This window comes from Nocardia sp. MDA0666 (genome assembly GCF_003023875.1).
GTDB classification, from domain to species: Bacteria; Actinomycetota; Actinomycetes; order Mycobacteriales; family Mycobacteriaceae; genus Nocardia; species Nocardia aobensis.
The window spans coordinates 771,314-786,540 of sequence record NZ_PYHT01000001.1 but is presented as its reverse complement, the minus strand read 5'-3'; the positions used below and the strand labels follow the sequence as shown (position 1 = coordinate 786,540).

The window sequence follows — 15,227 nt, the reverse complement described above, 5'->3', positions numbered from 1 at the left end:
GCGAAAGGAAGGAACCGATCATGTGCCTGGCAGTCCCGGGGAAGGTGCTCGACCTGTACGAGCGCGACGGCACGCTGATGTCGGTGGTCGACTTCGGCGGTGTCCACAAAGACGTATGCCTGCAATACATTCCGGATGCCGCGGTCGGCGACTACGTCGTCGTGCACGTCGGATTCGCCATTCAGCGCCTCGACGAGGAATCGGCGCTGGCCACCCTGGCCGAATTCGAACACCTCGGTGTACTGAACGAGGAATTCGGCGACGGCTTCGCCATCGCCGCCCGGCAGTCCGGTCTTCCCGATCCCACCTCCGGCGCGCCGTCGGAGCCCGCCCGTGACGACGAGGTGAACCGATGAAATATCTGGACGAATTCAGCAATCCCGACCTGGCTCAGCGTCTGCTCGAACGCATCCGGGCCGCCACCTCGCGGCGCTGGTCGATCATGGAGGTCTGTGGCGGCCAGACGCATTCGATCATCCGGCACGGCATCGACCAACTGCTGCCCGATACCATCGAAATGATTCACGGCCCCGGCTGCCCGGTCTGTGTCACGCCCCTGGAAGTGATCGACAAGGCACTCGAGATCGCCGCCCGGCCGGAGGTCATCTTCTGCTCCTTCGGCGACATGCTGCGCGTGCCGGGCAGTTCCAAGGATCTGTTCCGGGTCAAGAGTGAGGGCGGTGACGTGCGGGTGGTGTATTCGCCGCTGGACGCGCTCACCCTCGCGAAACAGAATCCGGACCGGCAGGTGGTGTTCTTCGGGATCGGCTTCGAGACCACCGCCCCGGCCAACGCGATGACCGTGTATCAGGCCCAGCGGCTGGGCATCGAGAACTTCTCGCTGCTGGTCTCGCATGTCCTGGTCCCGCCGGCGATCGCCGCCATCATGGAATCGCCCGACTGCCGGGTCCAGGCGTTCCTGGCCGCCGGTCATGTGTGCTCGGTGATGGGTATCAGCGAATACCCGCCGCTGGCGCGGAAATATCGAGTTCCCATGGTGGTCACGGGATTCGAGCCGCTCGACATCCTCGAGGGGATCCGCCGCACGGTGATCCAGCTCGAACAGGGCCGCTGCGAGGTCGAGAACGCCTACCCGCGTGCGGTACCGGCCGAGGGCAACCCGGCCGCGAAGGCCATGTTGGAGGACGTCTTCGAGGTCACCGACCGGGCCTGGCGCGGGATCGGCGTCATTCCGCGCAGCGGGTGGCGGCTCTCACCGCGCTATCGCGACTACGACGCCGAATACCGATTCAGCGTGGGCGATATCCACACCGCCGAATCGTCGGTCTGCCGCTCCGGAGAGGTGCTGCAGGGGTTGATCAAGCCGACCGATTGCGCGGCGTTCGGCACCCGCTGCACACCGCGTAACCCGTTGGGCGCCACGATGGTGTCCTCCGAGGGTGCCTGCGCCGCCTACTACCTGTATCGCCGCCTGGATCTGCCGGCGGAGGTGGCTCATGCTTGACCATGCCGAAACCTCCACTCCGCCACCGGTATTCGATGCGGAGAGCTGGGTGTGCCCACTGCCGCTGCGGGATTCGCCGACGATCGTGATGGCGCACGGCGGTGGGGGCGCGATGTCGGGCGAGCTGATCGAGCACCTGTTCCTGCCCGCGTTCGGTGCCGCCGCCGACGCCGCGCTCGGGGACGCGGCGGTGGTCGAAGTCGGCGGCACGAGGCTGGCGTTCTCCACCGATTCGTTCGTGGTGAAACCGCTCGTCTTCCCCGGCGGCACGATCGGCGAGCTGGCGGTCAACGGCACCGTGAACGACCTGGCCATGGCCGGTGCGCAGCCGCTGGCGCTGTCGACGGCATTCATTCTGGAGGAGGGCACCGACCTGGCCGAGATCGCCCGGGTCGCCGAGGCCATGGGCGAGGCCGCCGGCACGGCCGGGGTGAAGCTGGTGACCGGCGATACGAAGGTGGTCGACGCCGGCCACGGGGACGGCATCTTCGTCAACACCGCGGGCATCGGGCTGGTGCCCGCGGGGGTCGACATCCGTCCCGAGCGCGCCCGGCCCGGCGATGTCGTGCTGGTCAGCGGCGACATCGGTGTGCACGGGGTGGCGGTGATGAGCTGCCGCGAAGGCCTGGAATTCGGCACCACCGTGCGCAGCGACACCGCCGCGCTCAACGGTCTGGTCGCCGCCCTCCTCGCCACCGGCGCCGATGTCCACACGCTGCGCGATCCCACCCGCGGCGGGGTCGCGGCGACCTTGAACGAGATCGCGAAAGCCGCGAATACCGGTGTGCGACTGGACGAGCGCGCGCTGCCGATCCCGGACGCGGTCCGCGATGCCTGTGGACTGCTGGGACTGGATCCGCTGTACGTGGCCAACGAGGGGAAGGCGATCGCCTTCGTCGCCGCCGAGGACGCGGACCGTGCGCTGGAGGCCATGCGGGCGCATCCGCTGGGCGCGCGGGCCTGCGCGATCGGCGTCTGCGTCGACGAACATCCCGGGATGGTGGTCGCACGCACCGCCCTCGGCGGTACCCGGGTGGTGGATCTCCCTGCCGGCGAACAGCTTCCGCGGATCTGCTGAGCGCCCGGCGGGCTCGCGGGCGGGAGATACGATGCGGCCGACGATGACGGTATCGCCCCCTCGGGAGTGGGCGCGAGAACAGCGCGCCCGGCGCCGCGGCGTGACCGGCATGGCCGTGACGGTGGTCGCGCTGCACGTCGCGGGCTGGGGGCTGCTGGCAGCCCTGGTCATCCCGAACCACTACGCGGTGGGGAACGTGGTGTTCGGCGCGGGCCTGGGTGTGACCGCATACACGCTGGGGATGCGGCATGCTTTCGACGTCGACCACATCGCCGCCATCGACAACACCACCCGCAAGCTGGTGGGCGAGCGCAGGACCCCGGTGTCGGTCGGATTCTGGTTCTCGCTCGGCCATTCCACCGTCGTCTTCGTCATGGTCGGTGCGCTGGCACTGGGCGCGCGGGTGCTGGCCTCCGGCGTCGAGGACGACGGCTCCGGACTGCGGCGCTGGACCGGTACCTTCGGCAGCGGCGTATCGGGAACCTTCCTGCTGCTCATCGGTGTGCTGAACCTGGTGTCGCTCATCGGTATCGGGCGGGCACTGCGCGCGGTGCGCCGAGGGGAGGGTGACGAACGGGAACTGGATTCCCGGCTGTACGCGCGCGGGGCGCTGAACCGGGTGCTGGCGCCACTGGTGCGCGCGGTGCGCAGGCCGGGGCAGATGTATCCGATCGGTGTGCTGTTCGGGCTGGGATTCGACACGGTGACCGAGGTGAGTCTGCTGGTGCTCGCGGGCGGTGCGGCGGCCGACACCGACCTGCCCTGGTATGCGATCGTGGTGCTGCCGCTGCTGTTCTCGGCCGGTATGACTCTGTTCGACTCGCTGGACGGGGCGTGTATGAACGCGGCCTACGGCTGGGCCTGCGCCGCGCCGGCCCGCAAGATCTACTACAACCTGCTGGTGACCGGGCTGTCGGTCGCGGTAGCCCTGCTGATCGGCGCCCAGGAGATCGTCTCCGTGGTCACCGGCGCACTGGGCATCACCTCCGGCCCGCTGGCCTGGATCGGCGGTCTCGATCTGGGGGCGATGGGATTCGTCGTGGTGGCGCTGTTCGTCGCGACCTGGCTGCTGGCGCTGATCCTGTGGCGACGCGAGGAAACATGAGCGGGCCGCAGATGTTCGCGCGCTTCGCCTACGCGCCGAACGCGCTGGGCTATTGCGGACCCGCCGACGCCCCCGCGCTGGCCGGCGGGACCGATGCCGAGATCCGGGCCGTGGCACGGCGCTTCTCCGGGGCCTGGCCGTACCTGCGGGTGCTGTCGTCGATGACCGGAATCGCCGATCCGCTCGACCCGCGACTGGTCGAATCCTATTGGCTCGGTGGGGGAGTCGGCGCCCGGATCGACAGGACGGAATTCCTGTCGAGGCTGTTGTCGGTGATCGGCCCGATCGCCGGCGGGTACTGGCGTCACCTGGGGCCCGAACTGGCCGAGGAGAGCGCGGCCAACCACAATTTCCACGTCTTCGGCATCTACCCGTGGACCCGTCTGCTCGGCCGGGGTCCCGCGGATCTGCCGCTGCGCGTGCTCGACAACTGCCGGATCACGTGGGCACGGGTCTGTGCGCGCGACGCCACCACCGCGACGGTGCGCATGCGGCGGCTGTGCTGGAGCGATTCTCGGCTCTCGCTCTCGGCGGAGACGTCGCGCCGCATCGAACTGGCCGGAGCGGGCATCGATGCCGCCGATATCGAGGTGGGCGACCATCTCGCGCTGCACTGGGATCACATCTGCGCCCGGCTCGACCGCACCCGGCTCGATCGGCTCACGGCCGCGACGGCCTGGCAGCTGGCGGCCACGAATCGCCGCCTGGACCCGAACTCCGCGACACCGGCCCGGCGCTCACGCGCCTCGTGACGGCGACAGCGATCACTGCTCCGGGTCCTTGCGCAATGTTCGCTCCCGGGTGATCTGGGCATCGACCACCGCGCCGAGCAGGATCGCGAAGTTGGTGAGCCACAGCCACATCAGCAGGACGATCGCCGCGGTCAACGATCCGTACACGCGATCGAGTGAGTCGAAATGGGCTGCGTAGAGCGCCAACCCGGCCGATCCCGCGATCCAGATGCCCACGGCGATCACGCTTCCGGAGGTCAGCCAGCGCAACCGCTGCCCCTCGGTGTTCGGCGCGACCCAATACAGCAGCGCCAGTGCGACACTCACCAGCAGGGCCAGCAGCGGCCACTTCACGATCGACCAGACGAGCAGGCCCGCCGAACCCATCCCGATCCGGTTGCCGGCGTGTTCGGCCAGGCCCGGGGTGATGGCGAAGCCGAGCACGGTGACGACCACGGCGACCACCAGCATCAGGCCCAGTGCGAATCGCAGTGGCAGTGTGCGCCACAGTGATCGGCTCTCCCGCACCCCGTAGAGGTCGTTGGCCGCGCGGATGAACGCCCCCAGGTAGGTCGATACGGTCCAGAACGCCGACAACAGGCCCACGACCGCCATCGGGCCGGACAGCGACTTGACCGACTGCAGGTGGTGGATCGAGTCGGAGATCAGTGACGTACCGCCGCCGGGGCCCAGCCGACCGGCCGCGCCCGCGAGCGAGTCGGCGGGGGCGGGTCCGGCGACACTCAGCACGACGATGGCGATCAGCAGGGCCGGAAACAGCGACAACATGCTGTAGTACGTCAATGCCGCCGCCCAGTCGGACAACTCGTCCGACCACGCCGCGCGCACGGTACGCAGGACCACTCTGACCTCGGCCCGGCGAAACATCCGGTACCGAAGCGCCGGCTCCGATCCGACCGCCACAGCCTCTACCTCCCAGCAGTTTTCGATCCGCGCACAGTCGCATCGCCGGCGCATGTGTTCGGAATACCACTACCGCATCCCGCCACGCGTGGCCGGTGCGGTTTCCTTTCGGTGACGATGTCGAGCCCGGCGACGTGACCGGATGTGGTGAGGGCTTGCGAGACATCCTCTTTCATCGTGGCGGTCGGTTTCGTCGCGCGTGTTCGCTGAGTGGCACCGGTGTCCCGGTGGGCGAGATCGAGCGTAGGTGTGTCGTGGATCACGACTGATGCTGAACCGCATGATTCGGATCGGAATGCTGTTGCCCTATGTGGACGGAATGATCGGTTCCGGCGGATTTCTGCAGGATCTGGCGGGGACGCTGGAGGAATGCGGGGTCGAGTCGGCCTGGGCGGTCGAGCACGTGGTGGTGGCCGACGAGTACGACCCGCGGTATCCGTATTCGCCGGACGGGCGGATGCCCGGCGCCGAGCACGGGGCGCCGATGACCGATCCGCTGGAGACGATCGCCTTTCTGGCCGGTTCGACGCGCACGCTGCGCTTCGGCACCGCGATGATGGTCGCGCCGCTGCACAGTCCGGTGGTCCTGGCCAAACGGGCCGCCACCATCGCGCTGCATTCCGGTGACCGGCTGCTGCTCGGGCTCGGAATCGGCTGGCAGAAGGAGGAATACGCGGCGATCGGCGTGCCCTTCGCCGATCGTGGCGCGCGCCTCGACGACGGGATCGGCGCGATGCGTGCGCTGTGGGCGGACGCTCCGGCGAGCTACGCGGGCAAGCACGTGCGTTTCGATCGCGTCTACTGCGAACCCCGCCCGTCGAAGGGCACGGTGCCGATCGTCGTGGGAGGCAACAGTGCGCCCGCGGTGCGGCGGGCCGGTCGCCTGGCCGACGGCTGGTTTCCGTACACGATCACGCCGGCCGATTTCGCCGCGCGCGCCGACGAAGTGCGTGCGCACGCGCGTGCCGCGGGGCGTGCCGAGAGCGCGGTCGAATTGACGGCGTGGCCCGGATCATGCGATCCGGCAAGGGAATTCGACGTCGACTTCGTCCGCGGCTACACCGATGCGGGCGCGTCGCGGCTGGTGGTGAACCCGCCCCTGTTCGGTGACGAGTCGCTGTTCGCCGCCGGGATCGCCGGGCTTCCCGGATATATCGCCCGGTACCTCGACGAGGTGGTGAGCAAGCTGTGACCACGACGGTGACAGTGATCGACGAGATCGCCATACCCCGGGATCGTGTCGAGGAGTGGTCGCGGCGCTGGCGCAGCGACTACCTGCCCGGCGCCGGTGACCGCGGCATGCGCGTGGTCCGGCAGTGCCGCCGCTTCACCTCCCCCGACACGGTGATGCTGGAGATCCAGTGGGAACTGCCCGGAATCTACGAGTTCTACGGGATGCGCGCGGCGGCGGGCGCCGACGACGCGGTGAGCAGCTTCTGGCAGTGGACCGATTCGCTCGCGCTGTCACGGGCGCGGCGCGTCCTCGAGGAGGTGCGGTGATGTCGCGCTGGGTCGTTCGCACACCGGCGGGAGTCGACGGTCCGTCCGGTGCCGAGGGCGGACACGATCTGCCCGGTAGCGTCGGCGGACTCGGGATGACCTGGGATGTGAGCTGTGACGATATCGACGCGGCCTGGCCGGGTCGACCGGCGGGCGCCGACGCCGTGGCGCTGACCCGCCTCGTCGGCGCGCGGGTCGCGATGTCCGGCAAGCGCATCAAGCGCACGTTGTTGTTGCGGGTGCGTCCGGAAACCGAACCGGCCGTGGTGGACCGATTCGAAGCCGACCTGGCCGCGATGCCCGGACACATCGCGGCGATCGGGTCGTGGACCCTCAGTCGCGCCGACCACCCGCGGTGGACACACGCCTGGGAGCAGGAATTCGCCGACCTCGACGGCCTCAACGCCGACTACCTGCTCCACCCCTATCACTGGACCTGCGTCGACCGGTGGTTCGACCCGGAAATTCCCGACTCCATCGTCGACCCGGCCATCGCCCACCTGTACCGCTGGGCCGAGGGACCGCTGTTGTCCTGAGAGGCGCGACCGGCGTTCGCCTACTCGACGCCCGCATCCGTCGTGGATGTGGCGGCGACGCGTTCGAGGGCTCGGAGATCCTTTCCGATGACTCCGTAGAGCAGGTAGGCGAGGATGAAGCCGATGATGCCGCCGACGCACAGGATGCGGACCGCCCAGATGATGGACTCGATGTCCGGCGCCGGCAGGAACGTGATCCCGGTGACGCCGACCAGGGGTACGGCGGCGGCCGCGGTGAGGTAGATACCGGTGCGCCGGGCGAGCCGGCGCAGGTGTTCGACGTCGGCGGCGTCGGACCGGCCGTGTGCGAGGAAGATCGGGTACAGGAACCGGACCACGTACCAGGTGATCGCGAAGTACGGGTAGGCCAGTGCGACCGCACCACAGACGACCAGCGACAGCAGGAAATGCGCGTAGGTGCCGCGCGGAACGCTACCGGCGACGAGATTCAGCATCACCGGAAACAGCACGCCGCCGGCAAACCAGAACACGAAAGCGATCGCGGCCACCCGGTTGGGGAGTCGCAACGCCTCGATGCGGGTCCCGGTGAGGACCGCGTCGGGATAGCCGCGCCCCTTGTGCAGTCCGATGGAAATCTCGAGGAGGTGGCGTGCGGTGTAGAGAATCAGCAGGGTGGCCACGACGATGGCCAGCGGATACAGCACCTGGGCCACATCGTGGAAGGACTGCTGCACCTCGGGCGTGAGTTTGCCGACGATCAACGTCCTATTGTAGTAGTAATTGTACCAAGCGGCGGTCAGGTTCGGCACGGCGATCGCGATCGCGAGAATCGGTATCGGCCACAGCGGTCCGCGCGGCCGGTGGCCGTGTGAGGGCGCGTCGACCAGATCGCGGGCCCGCGGGTCGAGGCACAGCTCGAATTGCTGGGCCAGCTCCGCACCGTTGTTCCAGCGGTCGGTGCGCTGCGGTGCCAGACAGGTCAGCAGCACGCGGCGCAGCGAGGCCGGGCAGTCGGCGGGAAGGTCGTCGAGGAATTGCGGCGCTATCGGACTGCGTCGCATCTCCAGCAGCTGTTCGACCGAGCCCTGGGAATCCTTCGCCTCGGCCAGGGGGAACGGCCGCCGCCCGGTCAGCAGCTCCCACAGCATGACACCGAGGGCGTAGATATCGCTGCGCGTGTCGAGGTCGTCCACCGTGCCGGGCAGGCCCGGGTGGCTGGCCTCGAGATGTTCGGGCGACATGTAGGCCAGCGATCCGCCGAAGTACGCCACCGGACTGCTGCCCGCGAGGTGGTCGCTGAAACTGATGTTGAAATCGGCCAGTTTGGGTGCGGCGTCCGCGGCGAGCAGGACGTTCGCCGGCTTGATATCGCGGTGCAGCACACCGCGCCGTTCGGCGTACGCGAGGGCTTCGGCGAGCCGACGTCCGAGCCAGGCCACGGTTTCCGGCCAGGACAGGGCCGCGACCTCCTCCCGTGCGCGACTGCTCGACATGGGGATCTCGCCCTTGTCCTTCAATGCTTCGTCGACGGCGTCCAGCAGCAGCCGGCCGCTGCGTCGCTCCGGTGCCGTCGCGCGGACCCGCGCCAGTACCGAAGCGAGCGTTCCGCCCGGAACATATTGCATATACAGCAGTTTCAGCCCTAGTTCCGGCAGCACCCGCTGGTCGTACACCCGGACGATGAATTCGTGGTCCAGCTGGGCGAGGGTCTGGGGTTCGGTGCCGTGGTCGGCGGAGATCTTCACCGCCACCAATCGTTGGATCGACCGCTGCCGCGCCAGGAACACCTTGGCGAAGGCGCCGTGGCCCAATTCCAGCAGCAGATCGAAATCGTCGATCCGGCGGCCGGGTTCGAGGTCGGTGCCGGGAGGGGCCGCGGTCGGCTCCGGCCCGAGCGTGCCGGTGGATTCCTCGGCTTCGGCGGGCTGGCGGGCAGTGTTCACCGTCCGATCGGCCAACGGGTCGAAGGCGGCGGTGGCATCGCCTTCCGGTCGAGCGCCCATGTGCTGGTCACTCCGGGATGAGACGTCGAGACATGGTGAATTTTATCGCGCCCGGGACGGTTATCCGACAGCGATTTTCCCGCACTTCGGGGGTTCGAATCCCGCGCAGGTCGACAGGCGCGCCGTAGCCGGTCGATTACTTTTCGGTGACGATTGTTATGGCGGATGTCGACCGGTTATACCGTCGTTACAGCGAGTGAAGAGCTTTTCTGGGCGTTGCAGGCGTTTAGGAGGTTCGAATGGTAGTGCTCGTACAACGCCGACCGGCACCGGTGGCCGCGGCGGCGAATCTCTTGCTCGACAGTGAAGCGAATTCGGCGGATTCTTTTCGGCGCAAGCGTTTTCGGTGGCCGTGGCAACTGGCCGACATGTTCGTTTCGGCGGCGGCGCAGCTGTATGTGGGTGAGGGACGATCGCAAGTGTCCGCCGTGCGCACGCTGGCCGATATCGCCGACGCCTCCGCGTCCACGCCGCGCCAGCAATGCGTGGACGTACTCTGCGGTTATCTTCGACTGCCCCGCGCGACCGGGCGGCTCGGCGGCTACGACCGGACGGTTCGGCGGACCATTGCGGCCGTCATCGCCGAGCACCTCCGCCGCGGCGCGCGGCGCAGCTGGTCGCGCGCCACATTCGATTTCCGCAACGCCCAGCTCGACGATGCCGATTTCACCGACGCGGTTTTCGGCGGCCCCGTGATATTCGAGGGTGCGAATCTCGCGGGCGTCACCCGATTCGACGGTGCGAGATTCTCCGCGGACACCCATTTCCAGGATGCGGCCTTCGATACCGCGTGGTTCCGGGAGGCGGTGTTCACCGATTCCGCCAGATTCTTCGGGGCGCGATTCGCGCGGGCCCGGTTCGACGGAACGACCTTCCGCGGCAGCGCTCAATTTCCCCTGGCGGACTTCGCCGGCGACGCTCGATTCCACCGGGCGGCATTCCGCGGCGGGGCGTACTTCGACAGCGCGCAGTTTCGCGGCCGTGCCGACTTCGGCGCGGCCGACTTCATGGGACCGGCCCGATTCGACGGGGTCGCGTTCACGGTCGGCAGCTCGTTCGAACGCGCCCGGTTCCACGACCCGATCCCCTCGGAAGAGCCGCCGGCCGACGCGGCCGGGTGGTTCACCGCACCCGCCGCGTACGAGGTTGCCGATCGGATGCCGGTGGCCGCATGCCGGTAGCCGCACCACATCGGCGGCGGAAACAATCTGCCCCGCTCAGACTGCCGGTTTCGCGGTTGGCCGCCGCAATCCTGGGTAGTAGCTCGGACGACGGTACTCGTACGGGCTTGGAGGTCCGGTGTTTCAGGCGTTGATCGGTGTGGTGTCGGGGGTCGGCCGGACGGGGACGGCTCTCATCGGCGGCTCTGCGCGGCTGCCCGTGCGCGCGGTGTCCGCCGGCCAGACCGCGCTGCGGCTGACCGAAGTCGCCGACGATATCGCCGGGCAGTTGCAGCGCGAGGTGCGGTCGTTGCTGAACCCGGCGCTGCGCCGGGACGGGAGACGGATCGCCGCCGTCGAGGATCGGGTGATCGTCGAAGTGCGGGGCCTGTGTTCGGAGCGCAGCGAACAGGTCGCCGAGGCCGTGCACCGGCGCGTGGGCTCGCTGCCCGGTGTGCGCTGGATGCGGGTGAATGCGGTGACCGGGGATGTGGTCGCCGCGGTCCGCGACGATCGAGCGGTGCCCGGACTGGTCGACGCGATCGCCGCCGCCGAGGAGGACGCCGGCGTCGCCGATACCGTCTGGGACCCGAGTGCCGAACATCCCGCGGATCTGGAACCCGTTGTCTCGGCGGCGATTTCGCTGGCCGGGGACTTGCTCTCCGCCGGTGTCACCTTCGTCGGAGCCGCCATTCCCGGCCGCAACGGCGTGGCGACGCTGCAGTCGCTGGTCGCACTGGCCGACTCCCAGCCCCGCATCCGGCGGCTGCTGGAACAGCGTGTCGGCCGGGCCCGCACCGATCTGCTGCTCACCACCGCGAACGCGCTGGCCCAGGCCGCCGGCGACAGCCCCGCGAACGTCCTGGTCGATGCGCTCCACCGGGCGTTGGCCGTCACCGAACACGGTGTGCGCCATGCCCGTTGGCGGTTGTGGGAGGTCGAACACGGTCACCGCCGGGCCCGCGACATCCTGCAGTCCCCGCCACACCGGCAGCGTCCGGTCGAACTGCCGCCCGGCCCGGTCGAGCGGTGCGCGGACGAGGCCTCGGCCGCCGCGGCTGCCGGGGCCGCTGCCGTGGCCGCGGGGCAGGGCCTGTCGTCGGTGGGCCGGGCGTTGTCGCTCGCGGCGCCGAAGGCCGCGCGGGCGAGCCGGGAGAGTTTCGCGGCGACCGTATCGACGCTGCTGGCGACGTCCGGCGTGCTGACGATGGATCCCTCGGTGTGGCGGCGGCTGGATCGATTGAGCGCCCTGGTGATCGACGGCGCCGTGCTGTACGGAAGCGGACGCCTGGTGCTCGATGCCGAAACCCGCGAATCCGAACCGGGGAATGCCGAGAAATCTGCGTCGGACTGGACCACAGCTCAGGTGTGGAACGCCGCTCAGCGACTGTTGTGGTCGGGACCGGACGCCACCGCGGCGACGCCGGATACCGGCGACCTCCGGCTGCGACCGGACCCGGACCGCAATCCCGGCGACTCGATTCCCGGTTGGTACGACGTCTGTGACGGAACGGACGTGCTGGGCCGGGTCCTGGTCGGGCGCGAACTCGATCCGCGCGCGCGGACACTGATGCTCGCCGCCCGGGCCTCGGGCCTGAAGGTGGTGGTGCGCGGACAGCGTGATGCATTCGAATTGCGTTCGCTGGCAGACGAATTCGTCGAACGTGAAGGGTCGGCGGCGGAACTGGTCTGCCGGTTGCAGTCCGACGGACATGCGGTGGGGCTGGTCGCCACCGATTCCGCCGGGGATCTGAACTGCGCGGATGTCGCCATCGGTGTGAGCCGGATCAGCGCCGTCGAGGTCGAGGCGATGCCGTGGGCGGCCGATGTGGTCTGCGGCGATCTCGATCAGGTCATGCGGGTGCTGCTGACGGTGGCTCCCGCCCGCCAGGTCAGCGAACGCGGCCGCGTCCTGGCGCTCTCGGCATGTTCGCTCGCGGGCCTGCTGCTGGCCGCCGGTCGCTCACGCGACGCGTGGCCGGTGACCGCGGCGCAGGCCAGCGGCCTGTTGCAGGGCACATGGGCGGGCGTGCAGGCCGCACGCGGCCGGCTCCCGGACTCGGGCGCACCGCTGGTTCCCTGGCACAGTCTCGAACCCGACGAAGTGCTGACCCGGTTGCCGGAGCCCGAACGCGGCGAACCGGCTCCCACGCGATCGTGGACCGCGCCGCTCGCCCGTATTCCCGCGCAGCTGTCCCCGGCGACGCGCTTCCTCGCCACCGTGCGCCGCGAGCTGGCCGATCCGCTCACCCCGATTCTCGGTGTCGGCGCCGCGGCCTCCGCCGTGCTGGGGTCGCCCGGTGATGCGGCGCTGGTGGCCGGCGTGGTGGCGGTGAATGCCGTGGTGTCGGCGTTGCAGCGCCAACGCGCCGAGAACGCGCTGCGGGACCTGATCGCGCACGAGCGGATCACCGGCCGCCGCGTCGAGCGCGCCGTGCTCGACCACGATCCCGAGCCGCCGAGCGAATCGGTGCCCGGTACCGCCCTGATGGTCGGTGACGTGATCGCGCTGCGCACCGGCGATGTCGTTCCGGCGGATGCGCGGCTGCTGCGAGCCGACGATCTGGAAGTCGACGAATCGGCCCTGACCGGCGAATCGGTCACGGTGCCCAAGGACAGTCCCGCCACTCCCGGCGTGGACCTCAATCACCGGCGCTGCATGGTGTACGAGGCCAGCACGATCGTCAACGGCGCCGCGGTGGCCGTGGTGGTCGCGGTCGGGTCCGACACCGAGACCAACCGCGCCGCCGCGGTCGCGGTGCCGCCGCGCCTCGGGGGAGTGCAGGCACAGCTGCGTGCGCTCAGCGATCAGGCGCTGCCGCTGACGCTGGGCGGCGGATCGCTGGTCACGGCGCTGGGATGGTTGCGAGGCCAGCGCATCCGCGCGGCCATCGCCGACGGGGTCGCGGTCGCGACCGCCGCTGTGCCGGAAGGACTTCCGCTCGTCGCGACGGTCGCGCAGCTGGCCGTCGCCCGGCGCCTGTCTCGCCACGGCCTGCTGGTCCGGGCCAGCCGGACGGTGGAGGCGCTGGGCCGGGTGAACACCATCTGCTTCGACAAGACCGGAACCCTCACCTTCGGCCGCCTGCGGCTGACCACCCTGGCCGACCTCGAGCATCAGTGGTCGCCCGAGGACGACGACCCCCGTGCCCGTCGGTTGCTGCGGGCGGCGGCCCACGCCTGCCCCGATCCGGACGACGGCCCGATCGTGCACGCCACCGATCAGGCGGTGCTCGACGCCGCAGAGCTGCTCGACCGCGACGAACGCTGGGATACGGTCGAGGAACTGCCCTTCGAATCGAATCGCGGATACGCCGCGACGCTGGGACAGACGCGGCGGCGGCACTGGCGGCTCATCGTGAAGGGGGCGCCGGAGATCGTGCTCGCCCGCTGCACCGCGATCCGGACCCGTCGCGACGGCGCCGATCACGACGAACCGATGTCCGCCGACCATCGCCGCGCGGCCGACCGCATGATTCATCGCATGGCCGAACGCGGGCTGCGGGTGCTGGTCGTCGCCCGCCGCGACCTGTCCGCTGCGCCGGGGGATGTGGTGAGCGCCGTCGAGAAGCTCACCCTGCTCGGCTTCATCGGACTCGCCGACACCGCGCGTCCGCAGGCGCGCCCACTCGTCGGCGCATTGCAGCGCAACGACATTCGCGTGCGGATGATCACCGGCGACCATCCCGTCACCGCTGCCGCCATCGCCGCCGATCTGGGTATCGACGCCGATCCGGTGGTGACGGGAAGCGATCTGGCCGAACTCGATGATGCCGCGCAGTCGGAGCTCATCGCGCGCAGCAGCGTCTTCGCCCGCGTCAGCCCGCAGCAGAAGGTGCGCATCGTCACCACGCTGCAGCGGCGTGGCGAGGTGGTGGCGATGGCCGGTGACGGCGGTAACGACGCGGCCGCGATCCGCACCGCCGACGTCGGCATCGGACTCACCGCACAGGGATCGACCGCCGCCCGCAATGCCGCCGATCTGGTGCTGACCGATCCCGACCCGCTGGTGCTGCTGCACGCGCTGATCGAGGGCCGCGGCATGTGGCGGCGCGTCGCCGATGCGGTCGGCATCCTGGTCGGCGGCAATGCCGGTGAGGTCGCGTTCACGGTCCTCGGCACCGCGCTCGCGGGCCGGGCACCGTTGGGCACCAGGCAGTTCCTGCTGGTCAACATGCTCACCGACATGTTCCCGGCGATGGCCGTGGCGCTGTCGACCGAGCGGTCCGGTGACGAGGAGCCCACCGGCCACCAGGAACGCGCCGATCTGCTCGCCGAACAGCTCGCCGCGCGGCCGCGCACCGATGTCGCCGCGGATCTGCGCCGCACGATCGTGATCCGCGGTTCCACCACCGCGGCCGCCTCGACCGTGGCGTGGTCGATCGCCCGCTGGACCGGTACCGAACGCCGGGCGGCGACCGTCGCCCTGGTCGCGCTGGTGGGCACACAGCTCGGGCAGACGGTCCTGGCCGCCCGCCACAGCCCACAGGTCTGGCTCACCGCGGCCGGCAGCGCGGCCTTCCTGGGCACCGTCGTCATGACACCCGGACTGTCGACCTATTTCGGTTGCCGCCCCCTCGGTCCGGTCGGCTGGACCACCGCGCTCACCTCGGCGGCGACCGCGACCGCCGTCGGCGCGCTCCTGCCCTCCCGCCGCCCGACCGAACCGGGACAGCCCACCGTCGCTCCGGAAGACAACGAATACGTCGAGGACCGCGAGTACCCGCTGAGCATCGAAAGTGTTGGCGCGCAATCTCATTGACC

Annotated in this window: 12 protein-coding genes; 10 read left to right on the top strand and 2 right to left on the bottom strand. The window is 69.6% G+C overall.

Annotated features, from left to right (window positions below; genetic code table 11):
- Positions 1–20 precede the first annotated feature (20 nt).
- The 5 genes from C8258_RS03735 to C8258_RS03715 are packed head-to-tail and all read left to right on the top strand — an operon-like array spanning position 21 to position 4,400.
- Positions 21–356 carry a HypC/HybG/HupF family hydrogenase formation chaperone gene (locus C8258_RS03735; protein ID WP_036510658.1) on the top strand — a complete coding sequence of 112 codons (336 nt, stop codon included), beginning with the start codon at positions 21–23 and terminating at the stop codon, positions 354–356.
- Positions 353–1,465 (top strand): hydrogenase formation protein HypD, encoded by a 1,113-nt coding sequence (hypD, locus tag C8258_RS03730; RefSeq protein WP_106953833.1) that lies wholly within the window; start codon positions 353–355, stop codon positions 1,463–1,465. Before C8258_RS03735 ends, hypD begins: the two co-directional genes overlap by 4 nt.
- Positions 1,458–2,543 (top strand): hydrogenase expression/formation protein HypE, encoded by a 1,086-nt coding sequence (hypE, locus tag C8258_RS03725; RefSeq protein WP_106953832.1) that lies wholly within the window; start codon positions 1,458–1,460, stop codon positions 2,541–2,543. The genes hypD and hypE overlap by 8 nt, the downstream gene beginning before the upstream one ends.
- 43 nt (positions 2,544–2,586) lie before the next feature.
- On the top strand, positions 2,587–3,648 hold the full coding sequence (locus C8258_RS03720; RefSeq protein WP_199195556.1) for a HoxN/HupN/NixA family nickel/cobalt transporter: 1,062 nt from the start codon (positions 2,587–2,589) through the stop codon (positions 3,646–3,648).
- The gene (locus C8258_RS03715; protein ID WP_106953830.1) at positions 3,645–4,400 is read left to right on the top strand and encodes a DUF6390 family protein; all 756 of its coding nucleotides are present in this window, start codon (positions 3,645–3,647) and stop codon (positions 4,398–4,400) included. Before C8258_RS03720 ends, C8258_RS03715 begins: the two co-directional genes overlap by 4 nt.
- A 12-nt stretch (positions 4,401–4,412) precedes the next feature.
- Here the strand turns inward: C8258_RS03715 and C8258_RS03710 are convergent, their stop codons facing one another.
- Entirely contained in the window at positions 4,413–5,243 is an 831-nt protein-coding gene (locus C8258_RS03710; protein ID WP_158271209.1) for a YihY/virulence factor BrkB family protein, read from the bottom strand.
- Between the two features lie 340 nt (positions 5,244–5,583).
- Here C8258_RS03710 and C8258_RS03705 point away from each other — a divergent pair, with 340 nt between their 5' ends.
- The 3 genes from C8258_RS03705 to C8258_RS03695 are packed head-to-tail and all read left to right on the top strand — an operon-like array spanning position 5,584 to position 7,339.
- A complete protein-coding gene (locus tag C8258_RS03705) occupies positions 5,584–6,495 on the top strand; it encodes an LLM class F420-dependent oxidoreductase (RefSeq protein ID WP_158271208.1) in 912 nt (303 codons plus the stop codon).
- Positions 6,492–6,803 (top strand): hypothetical protein, encoded by a 312-nt coding sequence (locus C8258_RS03700; protein WP_106953827.1) that lies wholly within the window; start codon positions 6,492–6,494, stop codon positions 6,801–6,803. Before C8258_RS03705 ends, C8258_RS03700 begins: the two co-directional genes overlap by 4 nt.
- Positions 6,803–7,339, top strand: coding sequence for a Dabb family protein (locus C8258_RS03695; RefSeq protein WP_106953826.1), 537 nt, complete (start codon positions 6,803–6,805; stop codon positions 7,337–7,339). Before C8258_RS03700 ends, C8258_RS03695 begins: the two co-directional genes overlap by 1 nt.
- A 20-nt stretch (positions 7,340–7,359) precedes the next feature.
- Here C8258_RS03695 and C8258_RS03690 read toward each other — a convergent pair whose 3' ends face one another.
- Positions 7,360–9,303, bottom strand: a complete 1,944-nt coding sequence (locus C8258_RS03690) for a serine/threonine-protein kinase (RefSeq protein WP_106953825.1) — start codon at positions 9,301–9,303, stop codon at positions 7,360–7,362.
- 239 nt (positions 9,304–9,542) lie between these two features.
- Between C8258_RS03690 and C8258_RS03685 the strand changes: the two genes are divergently transcribed.
- Both C8258_RS03685 and C8258_RS03680 read left to right on the top strand, forming a co-directional pair.
- Positions 9,543–10,484, top strand: coding sequence for a pentapeptide repeat-containing protein (locus tag C8258_RS03685; protein ID WP_106953824.1), 942 nt, complete (start codon positions 9,543–9,545; stop codon positions 10,482–10,484).
- 118 nt (positions 10,485–10,602) lie between these two features.
- The gene (locus C8258_RS03680; RefSeq protein WP_106953823.1) at positions 10,603–15,225 is read left to right on the top strand and encodes a cation-translocating P-type ATPase; all 4,623 of its coding nucleotides are present in this window, start codon (positions 10,603–10,605) and stop codon (positions 15,223–15,225) included.
- Positions 15,226–15,227 lie beyond the last annotated feature (2 nt).

Bases quoted from the DNA above. Each gene is read 5' to 3' on its own strand.
- C8258_RS03735 (WP_036510658.1), top strand. From the start codon at position 21: ATGTGCCTGGCAGTCCCGGGGAAGGTGCTCGACCTGTACGAGCGCGAC.
- hypD (WP_106953833.1), top strand. From the start codon at position 353: ATGAAATATCTGGACGAATTCAGCAATCCCGACCTGGCTCAGCGTCTG.
- hypE (WP_106953832.1), top strand. From the start codon at position 1,458: ATGCTTGACCATGCCGAAACCTCCACTCCGCCACCGGTATTCGATGCG.
- C8258_RS03720 (WP_199195556.1), top strand. From the start codon at position 2,587: ATGACGGTATCGCCCCCTCGGGAGTGGGCGCGAGAACAGCGCGCCCGG.
- C8258_RS03715 (WP_106953830.1), top strand. From the start codon at position 3,645: ATGAGCGGGCCGCAGATGTTCGCGCGCTTCGCCTACGCGCCGAACGCG.
- C8258_RS03705 (WP_158271208.1), top strand. From the start codon at position 5,584: ATGATTCGGATCGGAATGCTGTTGCCCTATGTGGACGGAATGATCGGT.
- C8258_RS03695 (WP_106953826.1), top strand. From the start codon at position 6,803: ATGTCGCGCTGGGTCGTTCGCACACCGGCGGGAGTCGACGGTCCGTCC.
- C8258_RS03690 (WP_106953825.1), bottom strand. From the start codon at position 9,303: ATGGGCGCTCGACCGGAAGGCGATGCCACCGCCGCCTTCGACCCGTTG.
- C8258_RS03685 (WP_106953824.1), top strand. From the start codon at position 9,543: ATGGTAGTGCTCGTACAACGCCGACCGGCACCGGTGGCCGCGGCGGCG.